Below are 23,558 nucleotides of genomic sequence, written 5' to 3'. Positions count from 1 at the left end.
CACTCATTCTACTCTTTTTTCACCTATATTCCAACTTTCTCTAAAACTTCCTTCTTTAAATAGTCTAACGTTTCACGTAAACCGTCTTCGTAGCTCGTTTTCGGTAGTGGGCCAATGAGCTTTTCGTACTTACTACCATCTAAAATCGTTGGTTCTTCCGTTATATAAAGCATTTCGACTACTTCTCGCATTTGAGGCTGGAATAGACCTAGTGCCCCAATCATAAATTTATGAATTGTGTAAAAAGATTTTGTGTAATGAAAATGATTCCGTAGAATTGCTTCTACTTCTTTTCCGGTAATCGGCTTTGTAGCAGGAATGTTCCAGTTTTGTCCGTAAGCTGCTTCGGTTAACGATAGCTCTACGATAGCTTTCGCCCCATCTGGTGTAAAAATAAATTCCCGTTCAATTTGTTTATTGCCAACAAATCCTGCTTTTTTCCCTTCCACCACATCTTTAAGCGTATAGTGAAGTATGGCGTTTGTTGCGTTAGGTCCGTAAAAATCAGGGAAATGGGCAATGACGTATGGTACGGTTGAACTTTTAATAATATTTTCCGTTTGTAATCGAATTTTCCCTTTTTTCGTATGCGGGTTTTTCAAATGATCCTCAGTGATTTTCTTTCCACCACTTCGTCCAAAAGCGTAAATATTATCTACGACCGCAAGCTTCGCATCTACTAGTTCAGCTACTGAAAGAATATTTTTTACGAGAGAAGCTAATGACTTTTCCCACTGTTCGTACGGAATGTTCATCGCATGAAAGATAACATCTACTCCGTCTGCCGCCTCTTGTAAGTCTTTTAAGTTAGCAACATCTCCGGGAACAATAGACACACCAGTAATATTGCCAAATAAACTGTTCAACCTTTCTTCATTTCTAGCAAAAGCAACCACTTCTATTCCTCGACTTACTAGTTCATGAACAATCGCGTAACCCATTCCGCCAGAAGCACCTAACACTAACGCCTTTTTCACTACATCATCTCCTCTAATTTTAATCCTTTCCATATAAAATCAACATGAGATTCCGCCAACTGCTTCACGTCTTCAAATGTTTGATTTGTCCAACAGTATTGACTTACAAATCCGTGTAGAGCTAAAAAGACAGACCAAATTTGTTTTATAGAAATAGTGCCACCACCTAATTGATGAAGTGCATGAGCAAACTTTTCGTACGCTACATTTGGTCCCGCTTCACTTCCCCCGCCTTCTCTTTTCATTAAAAACATCACTTCATAATGACTCTTATTTTCCAACCCGAACTGAAGATAGCTAAATAGAATAGTTCGTAGCTTTTCACCGTTAGACTGATTTGATTGTAAAATAGAATCCATTAGATTGTTCAAAAGTTGGAAATCAGCGTTAATAATAGCATAGAGAAGCTCAGCCTTATCTTTAAAATAGTAGTAAATGGCACCGTGACTACAGTTTAACTCTTTCGCTATTACTCTCATTGATGTGTCTTTGTAGCCTTTTTTCACAAATATTTCTCTGGCCGTATCTAAAATCATTTCTTGCGTTAATTCGTCCTTCTTCGATTTTCTAGGTGTCATCTTAACTTTCTCCTTTTATTGACCACTGGTTAATAAAATTATATTCCTTCTTTTTGTTATTTGCAATATATAAATACATGTTTTTCTCTTTCTTGGAAAAATTATGAACATAGATGTTATAGGAGGAAAGATGATGAACGTACAAAACGACAATAACGAACTGCCGAAATCACCCGAGCCTTATTGGCGACAAAGTGTGGACTTACCCTCTTTTGAGAAATTGACCCATGACATTGAAGCCGAAGTTTGTATCGTTGGGGGTGGTATCACGGGAATTACAACCGCCTATGAATTAACACAAGCCGGGGTAAAAGTAGTACTTATTGATGCCGACCACCTTTTAAATGGGACTACCGGTCATACAACAGCTAAATTAACGGCACAACACGGCATCATTTATGATGAATTCATTAATCATTTCGGAGTAGAAAAAACAAAACTTTATTACGAAGCAAGTACAGATGCCATTCATTATGTAAAAAATCTTGTTAGTCAAAAAAGAATTGAATGCGACTTTAAAACACAAGACGCGATTATCTATTCCATTAGTGACGCAGACGATCAAAAGGTTAGAAAAGAGTATGCAGCCTATGAACGACTTGGCATTCCAAATGAACTGAAAAATAGCATTCCTTTTTCCATTGAGACACAATCAGTTCTTGCCATGAAAGAACAAGCCCAGTTTCACCCGTTACAATATTTGAACACGCTACTTACCGAAATAGTTAATAACGGCGGGCAAATATTTGAACATACTGTAGCAGTGGATGTAGAAGAGACACCAGAGCTAAAAGTGATTACAAGAGAAGGACCAAAAATTAAATGTAATTACATTGTGGCGGCTTCTCATTTTCCTTTTTATGATGCAAAAGGCTTTTATTTTTCTCGCATGTATGCAGAAAGATCATACGTGCTTGCAGCAAAAATTGATGCTCCATATCCTGGAGGGATGTATTACAGCTCTGATAGCCCTAAAAGGTCGCTACGTTCCGTGACAATTAAAGGGCAAGAGTATGTACTTATTAGCGGGGACGGCCATAAAACTGGTCAAGGGAAAAATACGAAAGAGCACTACGAAGCATTACAAACATTCGGCGAGCAAGTGCTTGGTATGAAAGAAATTGCCTATCGCTGGTCAGCCCAAGATTTATACACGTTAGACAAAATGCCGTATATCGGACATATTACCGAAAATAGCCCACGTATTTTAATTGCCACCGGCTATCGAAAATGGGGGATGACAAACGGCACATTTGCAGCCACGTTGCTAAAAGATATCATTCTAGAAAATGATAACAAATATAAGGAGTTATTCTCTCCTTCTCGATTTGTAGCGGATCCAAGCTTGAAAAAGTTTATCACTACTAACTTTGATGTTGCTGGACATTTAATTGAAGGTAAGCTTGAAAGACCTACAAGAGAGATAAAAGATTTAAAACTAGATGAAGGTGCAGTCGTTACTGTTAACGGGGAACGAGTTGGTGCTTACAAGGACGAACAAGGAAATGTTTATTGCGTTGATACAACGTGTACACATATGAAATGCGAATTAGAATGGAACGATGGAGAACGGTCCTGGGATTGCCCTTGTCACGGATCAAGGTTCTCCGTTAAAGGCGAAGTATTAGAAGGCCCTGCCGATAAACCGTTAAAACAAATTAACGTAAACTAGGCGAGTTCCACTTCAAACAAACGTTTGATTGATACATATTGTTGAGCCCACCTTTGTATGGTAAGGTGGGTTTTTGTTGCTGTTGGGTTGTAAACGTCTGACGGGTATGCGTTTGCCAATTGATTATGTGTGTCGCAAAATTCATGGTGCGGTGGGAAACTAATTTCTGTTTTACAGGAGGGCTGCCTTATATTTCTGCTTGCGCCCCACATAAACGGTGACTTGGCACACATAAATTCGCGGGTTCCCCACATAAATTGATTCACGACACACATAAATGGAGCACGTGCTCTTATTTCTGATCGTGTCCCACATAAACGGTCACTTGGCACACATAAATTCGCGGGTTCCCCACATAAATTGATTCACGACACACATAAATGGGAAATAGGGTCACTTTTCTGTTCGTGCCCAACATAAACGAAGACCTTGCACACATAATTTGACTGTTGGCCCACATAAATCGATTTGCAACACACATAAATAGTTCACTGGCTCATATTTCAGCTCGCAGAACACAAAAAAGGTGCGGGCTCTGCATGAACCACGCACCTTACATTGTTTACGAAACTTTATCTTCTTCTTTTTTATATTCTTCTGTCCAGAACTCTGCATTTTTAATACCTAGTTTTTCTGGATCAAAAGTCGGGTCTAAACCTTGCTTACGTTGTTCGTCGTAATCCTTCAATGTCTTCAACGCTGGTTTTGCTAAAATAACAATGGCTATTAAGTTGAGCCATACCATTATACCGAGCCCGACGTCACCTAAATCCCATACCGCCCCAGCCTCGTCAACCGTTCCAAGATAAACAGAGATTAATAGAATTACTTTTAAAGCAAGCATTCCATATTTATTCCATTTCCCTTTGAAAATATAGGCAACATTTGTTTCGGCAATATAGTAATAAGCCATGATTGTTGTAAATGCAAAGAACATCAGAGCGATACCTACGAATCCAGCCCCAAATCCAGGTAGAACGGATTCAATTGCGGCTTGCGTATAGGCAGGACCAGCAGAAACTGTTTCACCTAAATTACTTCGAAGCATCGTATCATCTGGACCTTGAACGTTGTACATACCTGTGAAGAGAATCATAAATGCTGTTGCTGAACAAACAAGTAACGTATCGATATAAACAGAGAAAGATTGCACAAGCCCTTGTTTTGCTGGGTGAGATACTTCCGCTGCCGCTGCTGCGTGCGGTCCTGTACCTTGACCAGCTTCGTTGGAATAAATACCACGTTTTACTCCCCAAGCAATGGCCATACCGATAATTCCACCAAAGGCAGAATCAACTGCAAAAGCACTTCTAAAGATTAAACCGAAAACTTCTGGTAATGCTGTAACATTCATAATAACGATAATAATAGATAAAAACACATACGCAATTGCCATAAATGGAACAACTACTTGCGCTACAGAAGCAATCCTTTTAACTCCACCAAAAATAATCGCTGCTAAAACTACTACTAAAATTACCGCAATCCACGTTTTGTTAAAACTAAAGGCGTTACTTAACCCTTCACCAATCGCATTTGCTTGAATTCCAGGCATTAGCAAACTCATTGCTAAAATTGCTGAAATCGCAAAAAGAATGGCATACCATTTCCAACCTATACCTTTTTCAATGTAATAAGCTGGTCCCCCACGATATTGCCCATCACGCTTTTCTTTATAGATTTGTGCTAGTGTAGACTCAATGAATGCACTTGCTGCACCAATAAAGGCAATCGTCCACATCCAAAATACTGCCCCAGGGCCACCATAAAAAATAGCCGTTGCAGTACCGGCAATGTTACCTGTTCCTACGCGTCCTGATAATGAAATCGCTAGCGCTTGGAACGATGAAACTCCAGCACTAGAACTTTTCCCTTTAAACATTTGAACGACCATGTCCTTAATAAGCCTTACTTGTACGAACTTTGTAAAAAACGTAAAGTATAGACCTACTCCTAGACAAAGCACAATCATTGGTGTGCTCCATAAAATGTCTACTAAAAAACTAACCACTTTTTCTAACTCTGTTTTTTCAGCCAAAATATTCCCTCCCCTTCACACATGTACAATTTCCACTTTTCAGAAAATTATATTAATTGAATTATAATTTAATGATATAAATAAGACAACACTTTTAGTAAAAAAAACAATTGATTTTGTAGATGTTTGTAGAAATGCACAAAATAGATAGTTATTCTTTATAATTTAACTGCTAATCACTTTCACATTCTGAATAACATTGCTGGTTCGAATGTAATTTTTCAAGCCTGATTTGCGGTTCTGTATTACATAACACGATTTCCGTTCAACATTCTCGAGTTTCTGTTCAACATCCTATCGGTTCTGTTCCACATCGACCGTTCGGACGGACTTTTCCCAGCCTGGTTCGTGTTTCTGTTTCACATAACACGATTTCTGTTCTACATCCTCGGTTTTCTGTTCAACATCCTATCGGTTCTGTTCCATATCGACCGTTCGGACGGACTTTTCCCAGCCTGGTACACGTTTCTGTTTCACATAACACGATTTCTGTTCTACATCCTCGGTTTTCTGTTCAACATCCTATCGGTTCTGTTCCAAATGGCCTGTTCGGACGGATTTTTCCCAGTCTGGTTCGTGTTTCTGTTTCACATAACACGATTTCTGTTCTACATCCTCGGTTTTCTGTTCAACACCCTGTCGATTCTGTTCCATATCAACCGTTCGGATGGACTTTTCCCAGCCTGGTACACGTTTCTGTTTCACACAACTCAATTTCTGTTCTACATCCTCGAGTTTCTGTTCAACATCCTATCGATTCTGTTCCACATCGACCGTTCGGACGGACTTTTCCCAGCCTGGTTCGTGTTTCTGTTTCACATAACACGATTTCTGTTCAACAACCTCTATTTTCTGTTCAACACCCAACCGTTTCTGTTCCACCACGAGCTTTTCGCAAATCGTTGCGGCCCCCATTCACTCCTTTGATACAAGCCAATCAGATAGCCACACCATTCAACAAAAATAAAAAAGCCCAAAAGCCAGTAACTCCTGACTTTTTGGACAGCCTCGACTCAATAATCTACCCAACTCTTTTTTGACTTGAAAATAACTCGTAGTAAAATCCTTTACTCTCCATTAACTCTTCATGGTTGCCTTTTTCGATGATTTGACCTTCTTTTAATACTAAAATTTGATCTGCTTTTTGAATGGTGTTTAGACGGTGAGCGATGACGAAGCTTGTTCGCCCTTCCATTAAACGTTGTAGTGCTTCTTGAATCTTCACTTCGGTAATTGTATCAATACTACTTGTTGCTTCATCTAGTATTAAAATAGATGGGTTGGCAAGGATGGCTCTCGCTATCGACAATAGCTGTTTTTGTCCTTGGCTAATACCGCCGCCGTCTTGGGATAAAACAGTTTCATATCCTTTCGGTAGTCTCATAATAAAACTGTGTGCGTTTGCCTCTTTTGCCGCTTCTACTATTTCTTCATCAGTTGCATTCAATCTTCCGTAGCGAATATTTTCTAAAATAGTCCCCTCAAACAGGAAGGAATCTTGGAGCACAAATGCCATATGGCTTCGTAAACTTGCTCTTTTCACTTTAGAGATGTCATGACCGTCAATAAGAATTTTCCCGCTATCTAAATCGTAAAAGCGTGAAATTAAATTAATAATCGTCGTTTTTCCTGCACCAGTAGGTCCAACAAATGCTACCGTTTCTCCTGGAGAAGCGATAAAGCTAACATTTTTAATCGTTTGGTCATCGTCTTCATATGAAAAAGTTGCGTTTTGAAACTCAATTTCTCCTTTAACAGAGGAAATTTCCACCGCATTCTTTTCATTAGCGGCTTCCACGTCTTCATCCAAAATATCAAATACTCTTTCCGCTCCAGCAATCGCTGAAAGAAGTGTATTAAACTGGTTCGCCAAGTCATTCAATGGACGAGTAAATTGGCGCGAGTACTCTGCAAAAATAACGATAACCCCGATCGTAATGCCACTAACACCGTTGAGCGCTAGCACTCCACCAACACCCGCAATAATGGCAAAGCTTAAGTTATTTAACATATTCATTAATTTTGGGATGAAACCGGAGTATGTTTGTGCCCAATAGGCTGTTTTTCTTAAAGTTGTCGCCTTTTCTTCAAACTCCTCCATCACTCTTTCTTCTTGTGAAAATGTTTTAACGATACGTTGTCCGGAAATTGTCTCTTCGATAAAGCCGTTTAGCTCTCCGAGATTTTTTTGCGTTTCTTTGAACAACGGGCCAGTTCTCTTCGTGATCCAACGTAAACCTAAAAACATTGCAGGAACAATCGTTAATGTAATGGCCGTCATTAAAGGGCTTAAGTACAACATAACAGACACTGTTCCGACTAATGTTAAGACACTTGAGAAAACTTGAATAACGGAGCTATTTAATGTAGAACTTACGTTTTCAATATCATTTGTTACTCTGCTCATTAACTCTCCGTGTTGTCGCTTATCGAAAAATGGAATCGGTAATCGATGGAGATGATGGAAAAGTTGCGTTCTCATCGTATATACCGCATCTTGGGCAATTCCAATCATCCAATAGTTTTGTAGCCACATCGATAAGGAATAAAAAATGTAAATGAACACGAGACCGATTAACACCGGAATGAAGCCACCAAGCTGTTGTTCTACAATATAGTCATCTATTGCCATCCCAACGAGAAACGGACCGAGTAACCCTAATGCCGAACTGACGATAACCATTAAAAATACTAAAATTAGAATGCCTTTTTTCACGGCAAGATATTGCCAAATTCGTTTTAGAGTCCCGAACATATCTTTTGCTTTTTTATTTTGCTGTTTTTGCATAAGATACCTCCTCTCCGAACTGTGACTCGTAAATTTTTTGATAGAGAGAAGACTCTTTCAATAGTGATTCATGTGTTCCTTGCTCGAGTAACATACCATCATCCATAAGTAATATTTTGTCCGCCTCTGTTGCGGTACTCACTTTTTGTGTAATGATAAATGTCGTGCATTCGTATTTTTTCAAAGCCTGTAACAGTTTACCTTCTGTTTTTAAATCTAGCGCACTCGTACTATCGTCCATCATTAAAATTTTCGGCTTTCTTATTAATGCTCGCGCAATAGAGAGTCGTTGCTTTTGTCCGCCTGATAAGTTAATTCCCTTTTGCCCTAATCTCGTTTCATAGCCTTTAGGTAATCTTTCAATCGTATCATGAATTTGTGCTGCTTTCGTCGCTTCTATCATTTCTTCCATCGTTGCATTTTCTTTTCCCCATGAAAGGTTGTCACTAACTGTTCCGGTAAAAAGAAGCGATTCTTGTGGAACGTATCCAATTAATCTTCTTAAATAAGCTAGTTTTAATTGTTTAATATCTTGCCCATCGATATAGATGGCCCCTTCATCAACGTCGTACAGCCGTGGAAGTAATTGAAATAAACTAGATTTCCCCGAACCTGTTGAGCCTAATATCGCCACTGTTTCACCAGGCTTTACTTCAAATGAAATATCCTCAATAACAGTAGTGTTCGTTCCTGGATAGCGGAAGGAAACAGCATCAAATTCAATATGAGGAGGGTCGACTGTTTCCATTTCCTTTGCTTGCTCTATGTCTACTAAATCAATTTCCTCCTCTAACACTTCTGCTAAACGTGTGGACGATGCTTTTGCCCGTGAGAATGCCATAATAATAAAAGATAAAATGGACAGTGCACCCGTTATTCTCGTTACGTAGTTAACAATCGCAACAATTTCTCCTACTCGTGCATTGTTATTTTGAACCCCGATATTTCCGAACCATAATACTGCAATGATTGTTAAGTTCATGACGAGTAAAAGAATTGGCATCGCAATTTCCATTAAGCGAAGTGCACGAACGGTTTTATCTTGTAGCTCGCCACTCGCTTTCGTGAACCGTTTACTTTCATGATCATGACGTAAAAAGGCTCTAATTAAGCGAATCCCGCCTAAATTTTCTCGCATTACATTATTTACTCCGTCTACTTTCTGTTGAACAGCAGTAAACAATCCAGATCCTTTCCTCATCACCCAAACTAAGAAAAAGAAAAGAAATGGAACAGCAATTAAAACGAATAAGGCTAAGCGGAAGTTAACGAATAGCGCCATAATTACTCCGCCAATAACAAGAAGCGGTGCACGGAGCATAATACGTAAACTCATAAAAACAGTATTTTGTATTTGGGTAACATCGTTTGTCATTCTCGTTATTAACGATGATGTTGGAAAAAAGTTAAAGTTTGCAAATGAAAATGACTGTATTTTTTCATACATTGCTCTTCTAATATCAAATCCAAAGCTTTGACTTACATGTGCCGCAAAAAAGGAGTTAATGATTCCCGCTGCAAATGCAACAAACGAGAGACCAACCATTATTCCTCCCCACTTCATGACGACAGACAGATCCCCTTGCAAAATACCGTCATCAATAATTTTCGCCATTAATAACGGATGAAACAGTTCTACAAATAGCTCTGTTAACATTAAAGCTAAAGCGATAAAAACGGCTATTCGGTATGGTTTAATAAATTTTAATACTCTTAACATACTTTATCCCCCAAACGTCTGAAAAACCATGTTGAAACTTACTTCTTTGTAAACCGAATATTTCGTAACACTTAATATTTTTCTTCTATTATTATCATACAATTATTTTCCTAATTTTTAAATAGTTTGACTTATGTTTTTTAACTGTTTTAAATTTTATAAAAACTAGATGTATTTAGTATTATTTGACGCTCCACTACTTCTAGCGGCACCATCTTTATTTCTGATATACACTTCATTGTTTTTTCGATTAACAGTGGAGTCGTTTGCTGCCCTTTAAATGGACCTTCAAACGGCCATGGTCCATCTGTTTCTACCATTAATAATGTTAACGGGTAATCTTTTACTAATTGCTGCGTTCTTTCCTTATAGACGATATCGGGAGTTATCGAAATATAATATCCGTTGTCTTCTAAACGTTCCAGCGTTTTTTTATCACCTTTGAACCAATGAAAATGAGCTTTTTCCACATTATGCTTTTCAAGTAACTCACATGTTAATGGTGCATCCTCATAAATCGAATGGAGCACGATAGGCTTATTTAATTGTTTAGCTAGTAGGATAAACTGTTCTAACATTTCTATGTACGGCTCCTGATTAGCCACTTTCCCCTCTTTTTCCAAATAATAAGGCAACCCAACTTCGCCAATTGCCACCATTTCCTCCCTATGATCTTTAATGAATTGAAAGATCGCTGTTTTCTCTTCTTCTGTAGGGAGTGCTTGTTCGGGATGGTACCCAAAAGCAGGCTTTACTTTTGGATGTTTTCGAGAAAGCAGTAAATTTTTCTCACAAGATGCAATATTATTTGAAACCGTTACGAGGGAATGTAACTTCGGATTTGCTAAAATTATATCCCGGTCCTTTTCTTCATATTGGTCGAAATGAATATGTGCATCGATGTAATTCACGAAAACACCTCCTTACTTGTTCATCCCACGTGCGTCTACTTTCCAACGGTTGATTACTTTTCCGTCGTCGTGTACAACATATTCATCAAATAGATTTGCGACCGTACATGCATGATTCGGAATGATTTGTACTTTATCATTCATTTGTAAGTTCGTATGACCATTAATCGTGCCTACTCCATGTTCTTCTGATAATCGTTCGATTGTTATTTCTTCATGTCCGACAACAGTCCCAAACCCGTTTACGGTACTATTCCCGTGTGCCCCTTTATCTAAATTCAAAGCTTTACTACCTGTGTCAAAAACGATTCGTTCCTCCCCATATTTACTAACAACCGATGCAAGTACTGTTAATGCACAATCTTCTTCTTTTGCCACACCTAATCCGACTTGGATGCTATCAAAGAACGCCGCATTTCCTGGTCGTATTTCTGTAATCCCTTTAACTTTTCCAGCGATTCGATATGTCGGTGTCGACCCAACACTTCTCACAGAAATCGGAATGCCAGCGGCCTCACATGCATTTGCACTTTCAATAACAGCATTTGCTTCTTGAGCACCAATTTGTTCTATTTTGTAGTAAGATGTCGCCCCATAAGAGTGACCAGCATGCGTAAAAATCCCACCTAATTTTAGTTTAGATAAAAACAGAATTGCTTGAGCAAGCTTTACGGCGTCTTTCCCTGGCTCTACTCCACATCGGTTAAGACCACTATTTACTTTTATCCACACTTCTAACGTAAATGGAGTTTCTTCTAATTCTTTTTGCAAATATTTTAGCTGTTCTACGCTATCAACAGCCAACTTCACATTAATGTTTTCCTGTAAAAGCTGCACAATACGCTTTATCTTTTGCGGACTTGCGATTGGATAAGCAATTAAAATATCCTTTATACCGCCGCTCGCCATCACAAGCGCTTCGTCAACTTTTGCAACGGTTATCCCGACTGCCCCATGCTCCACTTGCATTTTTGCAATATGTATACTTTTATGTGTTTTTATATGAGGACGGAGTGCGATTCCTTGCTCACGAGCAAATGAACTCATCTCTCCTATATTTTTCGTTAATTTTTTATAATCTACTAAAAGTGTTGGCGTATCTAACTCTTGAATATTTGAAGCCATCATCTTCCTCATCCTCTCTAAAAAAACTACTTGTTCTGAAATATTTTACTCCTTAATAAGCTATAAAAGTAAGTATATGGCCATTTTTTATTCGTTTTCTTAAGGAGGAATCAACATGAGCAATTTATCACTGAAGCAAAACCTCACTCAAGAACAACTTTCTATCCTTTCATCTGAACTAGAACATCGGAGAAAGTCTAAGCTTATAACATTTTTATTATGGTTTTTCTTAGGTATGTTTGGCGTTCACCGTTTTTATTTAGGTGATTTCGGACTTGGGATCGCCTTACTTTTACTCGGCTGGTTAACGTTTGGCATTTGGAATTTAATTGATGGCATTTATTGTTTATTAAAACGAGTCGATGAGATGAATAGTATGTTGGAACGTAAACTTATTCATGATATCGCCGCTGAAAGACAACATTCTTATTAACACAATCTGCTGACACTAGATTTTAAAGGGGTGGTAATTTGGGGCGGCTACAGGTAAGCAATATATAGAACGAATTCAAAATTTAAAGAGTAATGTTTGGGTTGATGGAGAGAAAGTGACAGACGTAACGACTCATCGAGCATTTCAAGGAGTCATTAAAAGCCAAGCATCATTATATGATTTACAACATGATCCAACGATAAAAGATATTATGACATTCAAGTCTCCTACAACTGGTAACCGTATTGGTACTTCTTTTTTACGACCTCTTACGAAAGAAGATTTAGAGAAACGGAGAAAAATGGTACAGTATTGGGCAAAAACGTCGGCAGGGATGATGGGACGATCACCTGACTATATGAATACAAACTTAATGGCATTAGCTGCTGCAAACAGTTTATTAGATGCCCAAGGATCTCTATTCGCAGAAAACCTCGCAAATTTTTATGAGCATGCAAGAGAACATGACCTTTCCTTTACTCATACATTCGTCACACCACAAGTGAATCGTTCCGAGTTATACTACGAATCAGAAGAAAGAATCGTCGCTGCAAGAATTGTTGAAAAAAATGCGGACGGCATCGTCATAAAAGGAGCACGCCTCCTCGCAACACAAGGTGGCATTACCGATGAAATTATCGTTTCTTCTTCCGGATTAAAAATGTTTGATGAGCCGTTTGCCTATTTTTTTAGTATTCCTAGCAATACTGACGGCTTAAAATTTCTTTGTCGAGAACCTTTTTCCTATCGTTCTTCCACGTGGGATCATCCGCTCGGAGCAAGATTCGAAGAGATGGATGCAATCGTTACGTTCGACAGCGTGTTAGTCCCATGGGAAAGAGTATTCGTCGTTGAAAATGTTGAAGTTGCTAATACGTTATATACGGAAAGTAGCTATAAACCGTTAGTTCTTCACCAAGTTGTATCAAGGCAAGTGGAGAAAACAGCTTTTATTCTCGGACTCGCCCAAGCAATTGTAGATACGATTGCAATTGGAGAATATCAACATGTGCGTGAGAAAATAGTCGAAATTATCGCCTTTTATGAATCAATGAAATCACTTTTACTCGCTTCTGAAATCCATGCTTCCTTTGATAAATGGGGTACGATGGTACCTGATTTAAACCCGTTAGCTGCGGCTATTACTTTATATCCGAAACAGTATCCGAGATTAGTAGAGATAGTTCAACTATTAGGTGCGAGTGGGCTCGTCTCTATTCCGACAGAAAAAGATTTTTGCTCTCCTATAAAAGAAGATGTGAAGCAATACATGCAAGCGGCTACCTGTGATGCCGCAACAAGAGTAAAGCTGTTCCGACTAGCCTGGGATGCTACGATGAGCGCTTTCGGGTCCAGACAGACTCTTTATGAACGATTTTTCTTTGGAGATCCAGTCCGCTTCGTTCACGGGACTTATCGCGAGTATGATAGGAAAGAATTTGTAGACGATATTTATAAATTTCTTGAAAAGTAAAGGGAGGAAGCAGTTACCGCTGCTCCTCTTTTCGTTTTTTGGTGAGTATCTCCTTAAGTACTTATGAATGGGATACGTCCTTGGACTTTTTTCCTCTGTTCCATTTACTTTTCTAAACACATACTGTAACGTCTTAACTAAAAGGGGAAATATGTATGAATGCACACTTAAAGGGATGGAGAGATCCTACACTGTTACTAACCTCCATTGGGATATCTAGTATTGGAGACTTTATTTATTTAGTAACGATTAATATTATTGTCTATCAACTAACAGGATCAGCAGCAGCTGTAGCAGGACTTTGGATAGTTAGTCCACTTACGAATATTGTTACGAAGTTTTGGACTGGTAGTTTTATCGATTATCGTAGCAAGAGAAAAGTAATGATTGTCACTTACATAATGAGAGCGGTCTTCATCTGCTTCATCCCTTTTGCACCAAATATGGTAGTGATATACGGAATATTAGTTGTATTAAGTGTGGCGAAAGCATTTTTCAATCCATCCTCTATGACATATATCGCCATGCTAGTCCCGAAAGAAAAAAGAAAGCGCTTTAACTCTATTCGTTCTTTTGCAAGTTCCGGAGCATTTATTGTTGGACCAGCAATTGGAGGCGCGCTTATTTTATTGACCTCTGTTGAAACAACATTATGGCTTAATGCATTATTTTTTCTGATTTCTGCCTTCTTATTAATTTTTCTACCGGAAAAAGAAAACATTGATAAAGGAACTATTCCACCGTTGACTATTCCCCAAGTGTTTAAAGATTTTACCGTTGTACAAAACTACATGTCTCATAATAAATATGTATCATTTATTTACTTTGGTTTTATTATCATTATGATTTTTTCTTTTGCGATGGATGCGCAAGAAGTTGTGTTTACTCAACAAGTGATTGGGCTATCTGAGATGGAGTATAGTTTGTTAATAAGTATTACTGGAATTGGTTCTGTAATAGGTGCCTTGTTGCTTTCCATTTTTTCGAATTTCTTTTCTCTTCGATATATGATAGTCATTGGTCTTATCATGATGACAATCGGTTATGTCATTTATGCTTTTTCATGGTCATTCTTATCGATTGTAGTTGGGTTTGTCATTTTAGGATTTTTTAATGTGTTCTTAAATGCTGGAATTACGACTTTCTATCAGAACAATGTTCCAGTAGAAATAATGGGTAGAGTAACGAGCATTTATCAGTTAATACAAAGCGCTATTCAAGTAGTATTTATTTTAGCAATTGGATTTACAGCAGATATTATTTCATTACGATTTACTATTATCACGTTAGCACTCGTCATGCTTGTCTCCTCTATCCTATTTGCATTTTTTGTGTTAAATCGAAGAAAAGTATATTTTTATCGGGAAGACAATACGGAAAATATAACATTTTAAATATTGCTAACAGAACAAATACTACAAGGTTGGGATATAACTATTTCTATCAAATTTATAATCGAACCCAAAAATAGTAGACGGGAATAAACCGCTTCGGAAATATACTTCGCTTTCCGCGGGCGGCTGGCTGGTGAGCCTCCTCGTGCTGCGCACTGCGGGGTCTCACCTATGCCTTTCCTCCCGCAGGACAAGGAAGGCTTCGGCAGCGAAACATCGCACGAAGAAAAATGCGGAGGCATTTTTCGAGGAGTCTACGTATATTTCCTACGCTAAACCTGCGATAGTTCCTTTTTTACATGATATAATATAGTTTTGTCTCAACCTCGTTCGTTTATTTATTATATTTATTACTAAAATCACTTTCCAACTCGAAACATTCGCAGAACGAAATAAATTGTTTTCAGACTAGTATTGTTCATGTAAAATGAGATTTAGATAATAGTAGAAATTAACATATTTTTTCATAGAAAGAGTAGGTGAACTCGATGCATAATCCTAGATTAGCATCATTTGCTGCAGAAAATTTATTAGAAGCTAATATTGAATCTCTTCAACAAGCTATGGATACTGGTACCATTACTTCTAAAGACCTTACTCTCATGTATTTACACAGAATTGCTACATATGACTCTATCAATTCCGTGTTAGAAATAAACCCTGATGCTGTACAAATTGCGGAGAGCTTAGATTTAGAAAGAAAACAGAAGGGTGCTCGAAGTTCATTACACGGGATCCCTATTTTACTAAAAGACAATATTGATACAGGGGATAAAATGCATACTAGTGCTGGCTCGCTTGCACTTGAAAATCATGTTGCAGTAGAAGACTCCTTTGTTGCCAAACAATTAAGAGAAGCTGGAGCCGTAATTCTTGGAAAAACAAACATGACAGAATGGGCAAACTTCATGACAGATAACATGCCTAGCGGATATAGTTCGCGCGGAGGTCAAGTGTTAAATCCTTATGGACCTGGAAAGTTTGATGTTGGCGGTTCTAGTAGTGGCTCAGGTGCTGCTATTGCGGCAAATTTTGCTGTTGCTGCTATTGGTACGGAAACTTCTGGATCTATTCTTAGTCCGGCAAGTTCAAACTCGATTGTCGGTATAAAGCCAACAGTCGGTCTAATTAGTCGAACTGGTATTATACCAATCTCCCACAGCCAAGATACTGCTGGGCCAATGACAAGAACGGTTAAGGACGCTGCCATACTTCTATCTGCTCTATCTAAAAAAGATGAACGTGATCCAGCTACATTAACGAACCCTTATCAACATATTATTTATACGGACTATATTAAAGATACAGACTTAACAGGAATAACGATTGGTGTAGCTAGTGAACCATTCTTTGCTTATTTAAATGAGGAAGAACGGGAATTAGTTAAAGACGCAATCACGAAACTTAAAGAGCTCGGGGCAACGGTTATTGACTCGATTGACATCCCTTCAGCAATGGAGAATTGGGATTACAATACACTCATTTACGAATTTAAAACGGATTTAAATGCATACTTGCAAAACACTGGTGTAAATGTACCCGTTTCTAATTTAAAAGAACTAATTGATTTTAATCTTGAAAACCCTAGTAAAATGCTAGCGTATGGCCAAACTTTACTAACAAAATGTGAAGAAACAAGCGGAACATTAACGGAAGCAGCGTATATACTTAGTAGAGAAAAAGATATCTACTTCTCCCAAGAGCAAGGAATTGATGCTGCATTACAAAACAACTCGTTAGATGCTATTCTGTTCCCAAACAACTTTGGTGCAGCTATTCCAGCTAAAGCAGGCTATCCTTCGATTACTGTTCCTGGAGGATATACTTCGGAAGGAAAACCGTTAGGCGTCACATTTACTGCTGGAGCATTTGAAGAAGGGAAATTAATTCAAATTGGTTATGCTTATGAACAAGCAACCCAACATCGAAAAGTACCAGAACTGACAGAAGCCGAATAATTTTTCTTCTTCTAACCGACAAAAAGCTCAGAATTGCTCTGAGCTTTTTCGCCGTTTATAACATTAACCTTCACTTGCAAGCATATGTTTAGCTGCTTCATGCATGTCTTCCATACGTGAAGCTTGAGCATATTCTGCAACTGTTATTCCGCTCGTTGTTAGAAGTTCCACAATATGTTCATCCATTCTCGACCAAGTTCTCCCTCCAGCATTGTCATACGCATCCATTAATTTTTTCAACCCCTCTTTACCAAAAAGTAGTTGATGTGACATGAAATCAACAGATACATCCCCAATTCCTACTTCTGTCCAATCAATTATGCCTGTAACATAGTTATCGCTATTAATGAGGATGTGCCCTGGATGTATATCTCCATGTTTCACCCCTATATGAGATGGCCAATATGAATCTTCCGCTAACCAAGCTTGCCAACGGTCCCATAGTGTTGGATTAACATCATATTTTTCTTTTACACGTTCCATTCTTGTTCTCATAGAGGATCTTAATTCATTTGTACGTACCATCTCCACACCGAAGTATGTGAACGGCTGCTGCGATAAAGAGTGTAAATTTGCTAGCACACTACCTAATGAGGAAAAATATTCGGCCGGTACATTGTTTTCGTCGAAGCTCCATACATATGCTTGTTTTTCCATATCAATTGTAGCGGCAGGAATACCATCTAGTTGCTTATAAGCAATTAAATCCTCTGAAAAAACGGACCAATTCGGAACTTGAAATGTTGTAACGTTGTTAATTACCTCTAATGCCTTTTTCTCTTGTAAAGCATGTCTCATTGATTGTAATCTGCGTGGTATTCGTAGTATCCATTTATCGCCGTTATCATCTGTTGCATGCGCTACTCTAAAGTCAACACCAGACTCATTTATTTTTATTGTTTCTTCTAAAATGTTTAACCCTTTACTGTTTGCTAGTTGTTTAATTTCTAATGTATTCATAACTTACTTCCTCCAATTAATTATTTATATCATTTCTATTTAACTTGAACTTGCATAAATGTTCTCATAAAAAAACCACAAACAAGCTTCTGTTTGTGGTAAAAGAGTAAACGGGCTACTAAATAGACGTCTCCCTTTTATATAAAAATAAAACACAAAAAAAGACAGATAGTATCTGCCTTTCCTCACGTAAGAACTGTAAAACTTCCCGTTGAAGATTATTAAAAATGTGCAGACTAATCCCGTTTACTCTGTTTTATGAAAACAGAGCCTTTGAACATATGAAATTACTTATTGTTCAAAGTTTGCTGGCGTAGTCTTCCTGCATGCATCATTTTTAACAACCCTCCTTTCAATATTTACATAAACTATACTCTATTATTATATAAATATCAATAATCTCTAAAAGGTAAAAAGTTACATCGCTGTGGAACTAGTACTTTTACCTTTTAGTGCTCTGTTTAATTTTTCCGTACTTAAAAACATTACTCCTACTAATATAACGACGCAAATTGGAAATATTCCCATTGTTGTATTTGATGCCATCACACCAAGAAGCGGTGGCACAAACGTACTTCCTGTATATGCAACGGCCATTTGATAACCCATAATAGTTTGGGAATGCTTTTTTCCAAAACGTGCTGGCGTTTCGTGTAACATACAAGGAAAAATCGGTGCTAATCCTAACCCTACCAAAATAAAGCCGGCAAGTGAAAAGTAGAGTGGTAAGGGTAAGAATAAGAGTGCTGCACCAATTAAGGCAATAAATTGTCCTGACCGAATAAGAACTACATTGTTTACTTTAAACGTGATAAATCCTGTAATAAATCTACCAATTGTAATTCCTCCAAAATAAAAGGAAACCCATTGTGCTGCTGTAGCGGCTGGCAAATCTTTAACATTCACTAAATAGCTACTTCCCCAAAGCCCAATCGTAGCTTCCACTCCGCAATAAAACAAAAACGACGCCAAAGCTAGCTTCACTCCACGAATTTTCAAAGGTTTGTCATTCACATTTTCATCTTTATATGATACATTTTCCACTTCCGACTTTTCGTTTGAGTCGATAGCGCTATTTTTATTTCCTCTGTTCCATAGGGGTAAACTGAGTAAAAGTATGATTGCTAACACAAATTGGATAACTGCAATCGTTAAATAACCGCTACTCCAGGAATTTTGTCTTGAAATATAGTATGCCATGATGAAAGGTCCTAATGTAGCCCCAACTCCCCAAAAACTATGTAACCAACTCATATGATGCGCTTTATAATGTGTAGCAACATAATCATTTAATCCCGCATCAATTGCCCCCGCTCCTAAACCAAGTGGGATAGCACATAGAAACAACCAAATAACGGAAGGCGCAAAATAAAATCCAAGTAAAGCCCCAGCCGTTATTAAAGTACTAACGAATGTTACTTTACCAGTTCCAAACCGTTTAAGGACCTTTCCGCTAAATAAGCTCGAGATAATCGTACCAGCAGCAATAGTCATGAAGAGCAATCCAGCGGTCTCAAGTGGAGCTTAGGTCTACCTGCATGACTGGCCACGCTGCTCCTAGCAATGAATCTGGTAAACCTAGGCTAATAAATGCTAAATATATAATTAGTAATAAAAAGGTTGCCATTTTCTTTCCCCATTTGCCTATTATTCTTCTATTATAAAGTAGTCCTTATAGGTACTTCTCCATTATTACGTTAGATTTTCCCCCTTTTATAAATGTGAAACTGGTCTCATCCAAACCGAATTTACTATAAAAATCGGCCTTATTCTGTCTGGCATTACACCATATTCTTTTTACACCGTGAACTTCAGCTTCCTTTAAAACATACTTAAGCAATGCGGTACCATAGCCTTTTCCTTGCTCTTCTAGAAGAGTTGCAAACTTCCTAAATTGGGCTTCTTCGTTGTTAACAAAAAGGGATACGACTGAAATTAATAGGGTATCATTGAAAAGACCAAAGTGAATACCAGCATCATCGTCTTTTAATTTTATGTATTCGAAAGGTTTATCTGGCCACATGACCTTATGCCGTATTTTCCAGGCTTCTTCCTTATCTATTTTTCTAATTACAGTTTCCATCGTTGCGCCCTCCTTTTGCAACTCTAATTCTATCTTTTCTACGAATATGGCTTCAGTTTGTTTGGACCTAAGCGGGCCGCCTCCGCTTTTCTTTTTGTCTAGCTTCGGGCGTTAGCGGCTATCAAACTTCACTTTCCTTCTGTACGATAAGTCAACATCAGCTCACTTACGTTCGCTGTGTTTCCTTTATCTCCGCCAGGAAAGCTCCAGTTTGTACGCCGCTAAACGAACGCCCTCCGCTTTTCTAGCTGTCTAGCTTCGGCGGCTTGGCCCTCGAGGTCATAAGCCAGTCACTTCCGGTGGACAAAAAGCGTCCACCTGCAGCGCCTGTCTTATGCTTGTCGGGCCTGAGCGAGCCGCCTTCGCTTTTCTATCTGTCTAGCTGTAGGGGCTAGCGGCTCGAGGTCACAAGTCAATCCGTCCAGAAGGTCAAAGAGCGACCTTCTAGCCGGCTTGCCTTGTGCTTGTCGCCGCTAAACAAGCCCCTTCCGCTTTTCTGTTAATCTTCGTCTTTTATGTCGGGGTCTTCTGGGATTGGTTCGTTTAGTATTTCTTCGATCATTTCTTTGTATTTTCCCATTTGTTCTAGATGGGTTTTGAATTGATCTTTGTTAATAATATATTGTTCTCCATCCCATAGTGCACGGATTTTTTTCTCTTTTACTAGTTTTTGAACAGCTTCTTCTGTAACCGATAAGTGTTCTGCTGTTTCTTTTATTGTTAAGTACATCCTATATATCCACCTTCTATTATGTATAGTTACACAGTCATTCGCTCAATTAGTTTCACCTTGATTTCCTCATGAGAAATAGTATGTTCAATCGACTGTAAAAACAACTTTTTTCCTAGTTCTACTAACGGAATTTCAAACGTTGTAATATTCATTACTTTTGCAATCGGTTGATTATCAAAACCTAATATTGCTAGTTCATCCGGAACGGGAATATTTTGCTCTTTACAACATGTTAAAATTCCTGCTGCTACTTGATCACTAGTAACGAGTAAAGCAGTTGGTTTATTATGCAAACTTCTAAGCTTATTGACCACTTTTTCACCGTCTTCGAAATATAAACAGTTATCGAAAATAAACTCTGGTAGAATTGGTTCCTTTATTTTTTCATGAAAATCTTTGTACGCTGCTTCTCGCTGTTTGCTGTTCAAGCCCGTTTTCCTTCCTATACAATACCCAATTTTAGAATGACCCTTTGTATGTAAATATGCTAGCGCTTTTGAAAATACTTCGTAATGGTTAATATACGTGGAAGAAACTTCTCTTTCTCTCGCATCTTCACATAATACAATTGGACCGTACGAAAGATATTCTTCCATAACATCCCATTGGCAAACTCTTGAACAAATAATAAGTGCATCAATTTGTTTATTTCTTAACATCATTAAAGCTTCCATTTCTCTTTCTTCCTTATAATTTGTTTGAAAAAGAACGAGCTTATAATTATTTTCCACTGCTTCCGTTGCAATTCCTTCTACTAACGATCCGAAAAAAGGGTGGTTCGAAAAAGGAATCACTACTCCAATTAAAAATGTTTTTCCTTTACTTAAGTGTACCGCATTAATGTTTCGCTGGTAATTGCTAAGCTGAATTGCTCTTTCTACGGCAGCTTTTTTTTCTTCACTAACGTACGGATGATTGTTTAATACTCTCGAAACAGTTGTGACGGAAACTCCAGCCATTTTTGCAATATCTTTAATATTTGTCAATACAATCACCTTCTGTTCAATCTTTTTCTTGCTCTGAAATGCGTTTCATATTTTATGCTTACATTGTAGAAAGGAGGCTGTCATAGATGGACATAATGATCGGTATCGTTAGTATTATCTTTATGTGTTCTGTCATTTTAGTGTTAACATCACTAGTTGCTTCACAATTACCGGAAGGAATAAAAAAATCTGCCCAAAACAAGAACGACCCTTATTCATATTTATTTAACGTCTATCAAGATTTAAAATAATGAAAAATTTCCGTTCAACTCTATTTTATCTCTTTTTTAGACAAATGGAAAAGGAGTGCTAAAATTCGAATGAACTTTAACACTCCTTATGCTACCCCGCAGTAGGGAGCTGATAGTAGTGGTCAGTGTTTTTTCATATCACTGTGGATTTTAACAAAAACCACTCTACTATTATCTAACCATTAATCGATGTGCTTTTTATTTTTTCCTTTTACAAATCGGTATGCTACAAAAGCGATATATAATGGAGTTGCTATATATATTAAATAAGGAAACTGAGCATATGTACCTCTATAAATTACATACAGTAATCCACCCATAAAAATGGTTATAATTGTACCGTATTTCGGTAGCGGCACTTCTTTAAAGCTAGGGATTTTAATACGACTTACCATTAAGAAACATAGTGCTGTGAATATAACAGTTGAAACAATTTGAGGAATACTGTTACCAAAAAGAGTGAGCAGAGCCATTATTCCCCCTGCTGCAGTAATCGGTACTCCTGTAAAGAAATTCGAGTTACTATTTGTTGCTGTGACGTTAAAGCGAGCTAGACGATACGCTCCAAACAACGGGAATAAGCCCGCAATAATTAACCCTATTAAACCGAACTGGTGAAAATACGTATAATATACTAAAAATGCCGGTGCTACCCCAAACGTAACGACGTCTGCTAACGAATCTAATTCTTTACCTAGTTGACTGTCTGCTTTTAACATTCTTGCAAGTCTTCCGTCCATACTGTCAAGCATCATACCTATTAATATTAATATAGCTGCATTGCTAAATTGCCCGCCAGCAGCATAGCCTACAGATAAGAAACCACAAAACAAATTTCCTAGCGTAAACATATTAGGAATCATCTTCACAAACCGCTTGTACATGTACAACCTCACTCCGTATTAAATCAAATTTTTCTGTATTAACATCATATCATTTCTTTTTCGATTATGGTGATTTTTTCTATATTCCTATCACAATTTATATCGTCGTTGTTCTTCGTTTCATATTTCATAGTTCGCTTTCATATGTTTGTTTCAGGAGGGATAAGCCTATGAGAAGATCAATTTCTAATTACGATTTAATTCGTTACGTTGTTGCTTTTGTGTTCATCGTTTCAGGACTAATGAAGTTAACACAACCAAATATGTTAACTACATTTAGTGAAATTGGGATACCGTTTCCTTATTATATGATGTACGTTCTCGCATTATTAGAAGTTATCCTTGGTTTACTTATTTCTATTAACAAATGGGTACGAAACGCTACGCTACCATTAATCATTATTATGATAACCGCGCTCGCTTTTACAAAACTACCTGTCATTTCTAACGGAATTATTCCGTTTTTATTCCAGTCAAGATTAGATCTAACGATATTAATTTTGCTTTTTGTTTTGTATCGTAGCTCCAATAAAATTTCTTTTTAAAGAGTACGCTACTTTTCTCTGAATTGGATTTATATAGAGAGTGAAAGA

At 37.8% G+C, this 23,558-nt stretch carries 21 protein-coding genes and 1 pseudogene; 7 read left to right on the top strand and 15 right to left on the bottom strand.

All coding sequences use genetic code 11. The annotated features are described in order from the left end of the window. Positions 1-23: 23 nt before the first annotated feature. Positions 24-977, bottom strand: a complete 954-nt coding sequence (locus O1A01_RS02705) for an SDR family NAD(P)-dependent oxidoreductase (protein ID WP_270065493.1) — start codon at positions 975-977, stop codon at positions 24-26. Continuing rightward, positions 977-1,555, bottom strand: a complete 579-nt coding sequence (locus tag O1A01_RS02700) for a TetR/AcrR family transcriptional regulator (protein WP_270065492.1) — start codon at positions 1,553-1,555, stop codon at positions 977-979. The genes O1A01_RS02705 and O1A01_RS02700 overlap by 1 nt, the downstream gene beginning before the upstream one ends. 130 nt (positions 1,556-1,685) lie before the next feature. Here O1A01_RS02700 and O1A01_RS02695 point away from each other — a divergent pair, with 130 nt between their 5' ends. After that, a complete protein-coding gene (locus tag O1A01_RS02695) occupies positions 1,686-3,227 on the top strand; it encodes an FAD-dependent oxidoreductase (RefSeq protein WP_270065491.1) in 1,542 nt (513 codons plus the stop codon). 562 nt (positions 3,228-3,789) lie between these two features. Here O1A01_RS02695 and O1A01_RS02690 read toward each other — a convergent pair. From O1A01_RS02690 to O1A01_RS02660, 7 genes are all read right to left on the bottom strand, one after another. Continuing rightward, positions 3,790-5,199, bottom strand: coding sequence for an alanine/glycine:cation symporter family protein (locus O1A01_RS02690; protein ID WP_270066365.1), 1,410 nt, complete (start codon positions 5,197-5,199; stop codon positions 3,790-3,792). Positions 5,200-5,787: 588 nt separating this feature from the next. Continuing rightward, positions 5,788-5,979: a hypothetical protein gene (locus O1A01_RS02685; protein WP_094366017.1), complete on the bottom strand. Its 192-nt coding sequence runs from the start codon at positions 5,977-5,979 to the stop codon at positions 5,788-5,790. A gap of 36 nt (positions 5,980-6,015) precedes the next feature. Continuing rightward, positions 6,016-6,180 carry a hypothetical protein gene (locus O1A01_RS02680; protein WP_270065490.1) on the bottom strand — a complete coding sequence of 55 codons (165 nt, stop codon included), beginning with the start codon at positions 6,178-6,180 and terminating at the stop codon, positions 6,016-6,018. A 106-nt stretch (positions 6,181-6,286) separates the two neighbouring features. Continuing rightward, entirely contained in the window at positions 6,287-8,053 is a 1,767-nt protein-coding gene (locus O1A01_RS02675) for an ABC transporter ATP-binding protein (protein ID WP_084380743.1), read from the bottom strand. Continuing rightward, entirely contained in the window at positions 8,034-9,773 is a 1,740-nt protein-coding gene (locus O1A01_RS02670; RefSeq protein WP_066421304.1) for an ABC transporter ATP-binding protein, read from the bottom strand. The genes O1A01_RS02675 and O1A01_RS02670 overlap by 20 nt, the downstream gene beginning before the upstream one ends. 149 nt (positions 9,774-9,922) lie before the next feature. Next, entirely contained in the window at positions 9,923-10,684 is a 762-nt protein-coding gene (locus O1A01_RS02665) for a TatD family hydrolase (protein WP_066421301.1), read from the bottom strand. Between the two features lie 12 nt (positions 10,685-10,696). Continuing rightward, positions 10,697-11,812 carry a D-TA family PLP-dependent enzyme gene (locus tag O1A01_RS02660; protein ID WP_235858327.1) on the bottom strand — a complete coding sequence of 372 codons (1,116 nt, stop codon included), beginning with the start codon at positions 11,810-11,812 and terminating at the stop codon, positions 10,697-10,699. A gap of 112 nt (positions 11,813-11,924) precedes the next feature. On the opposite strand from O1A01_RS02660, the gene O1A01_RS02655 reads away from it, so the two are divergent. The 4 genes from O1A01_RS02655 to O1A01_RS02640 all read left to right on the top strand — a co-directional run bounded on the left by O1A01_RS02655 (position 11,925) and on the right by O1A01_RS02640 (position 17,068). Next, positions 11,925-12,242, top strand: coding sequence for a TM2 domain-containing protein (locus tag O1A01_RS02655; RefSeq protein ID WP_066421297.1), 318 nt, complete (start codon positions 11,925-11,927; stop codon positions 12,240-12,242). Positions 12,243-12,306: 64 nt separating this feature from the next. Beyond that, positions 12,307-13,716: a 4-hydroxyphenylacetate 3-monooxygenase, oxygenase component gene (gene hpaB / locus O1A01_RS02650; RefSeq protein WP_270066364.1), complete on the top strand. Its 1,410-nt coding sequence runs from the start codon at positions 12,307-12,309 to the stop codon at positions 13,714-13,716. Between the two features lie 155 nt (positions 13,717-13,871). Further along, a complete protein-coding gene (locus tag O1A01_RS02645) occupies positions 13,872-15,110 on the top strand; it encodes an MFS transporter (protein ID WP_066421290.1) in 1,239 nt (412 codons plus the stop codon). 488 nt (positions 15,111-15,598) lie between these two features. Further along, positions 15,599-17,068, top strand: coding sequence for an amidase family protein (locus O1A01_RS02640; RefSeq protein WP_270065489.1), 1,470 nt, complete (start codon positions 15,599-15,601; stop codon positions 17,066-17,068). A 63-nt stretch (positions 17,069-17,131) separates the two neighbouring features. On the opposite strand, the gene O1A01_RS02635 is transcribed toward O1A01_RS02640, so the two are convergent. The 5 genes and pseudogenes from O1A01_RS02635 to O1A01_RS02615 all read right to left on the bottom strand — a co-directional run bounded on the left by O1A01_RS02635 (position 17,132) and on the right by O1A01_RS02615 (position 21,830). Then, positions 17,132-18,028, bottom strand: coding sequence for a macrolide 2'-phosphotransferase (locus tag O1A01_RS02635; protein WP_270065488.1), 897 nt, complete (start codon positions 18,026-18,028; stop codon positions 17,132-17,134). 417 nt (positions 18,029-18,445) lie between these two features. After that, positions 18,446-19,655: pseudogene (locus tag O1A01_RS02630) on the bottom strand (MFS transporter). Positions 19,656-19,700: 45 nt separating this feature from the next. After that, positions 19,701-20,111 carry a GNAT family N-acetyltransferase gene (locus O1A01_RS02625; RefSeq protein ID WP_270065487.1) on the bottom strand — a complete coding sequence of 137 codons (411 nt, stop codon included), beginning with the start codon at positions 20,109-20,111 and terminating at the stop codon, positions 19,701-19,703. A gap of 499 nt (positions 20,112-20,610) precedes the next feature. Further along, positions 20,611-20,841: an excisionase family DNA-binding protein gene (locus tag O1A01_RS02620; RefSeq protein WP_066418781.1), complete on the bottom strand. Its 231-nt coding sequence runs from the start codon at positions 20,839-20,841 to the stop codon at positions 20,611-20,613. 29 nt (positions 20,842-20,870) lie between these two features. Further along, on the bottom strand, positions 20,871-21,830 hold the full coding sequence (locus tag O1A01_RS02615) for a LacI family DNA-binding transcriptional regulator (RefSeq protein ID WP_066418783.1): 960 nt from the start codon (positions 21,828-21,830) through the stop codon (positions 20,871-20,873). 86 nt (positions 21,831-21,916) lie between these two features. Between O1A01_RS02615 and O1A01_RS02610 the strand changes: the two genes are divergently transcribed. Next, on the top strand, positions 21,917-22,081 hold the full coding sequence (locus tag O1A01_RS02610; protein WP_157076680.1) for a hypothetical protein: 165 nt from the start codon (positions 21,917-21,919) through the stop codon (positions 22,079-22,081). Between the two features lie 182 nt (positions 22,082-22,263). On the opposite strand, the gene pssA is transcribed toward O1A01_RS02610, so the two are convergent. Beyond that, positions 22,264-22,965, bottom strand: a complete 702-nt coding sequence (gene pssA, locus O1A01_RS02605) for a CDP-diacylglycerol--serine O-phosphatidyltransferase (protein WP_066418786.1) — start codon at positions 22,963-22,965, stop codon at positions 22,264-22,266. Between the two features lie 170 nt (positions 22,966-23,135). Between pssA and O1A01_RS02600 the strand changes: the two genes are divergently transcribed. Beyond that, on the top strand, positions 23,136-23,510 hold the full coding sequence (locus O1A01_RS02600) for a DoxX family protein (protein WP_066418789.1): 375 nt from the start codon (positions 23,136-23,138) through the stop codon (positions 23,508-23,510). Positions 23,511-23,558 lie beyond the last annotated feature (48 nt).

The sequence above is a fragment of the Sutcliffiella sp. NC1 genome (assembly GCF_027594365.1).
Classification (GTDB): domain Bacteria; phylum Bacillota; class Bacilli; order Bacillales; family Bacillaceae_I; genus Sutcliffiella; species Sutcliffiella cohnii.
This window is presented reverse-complemented; position numbering and strand designations above follow the sequence as displayed.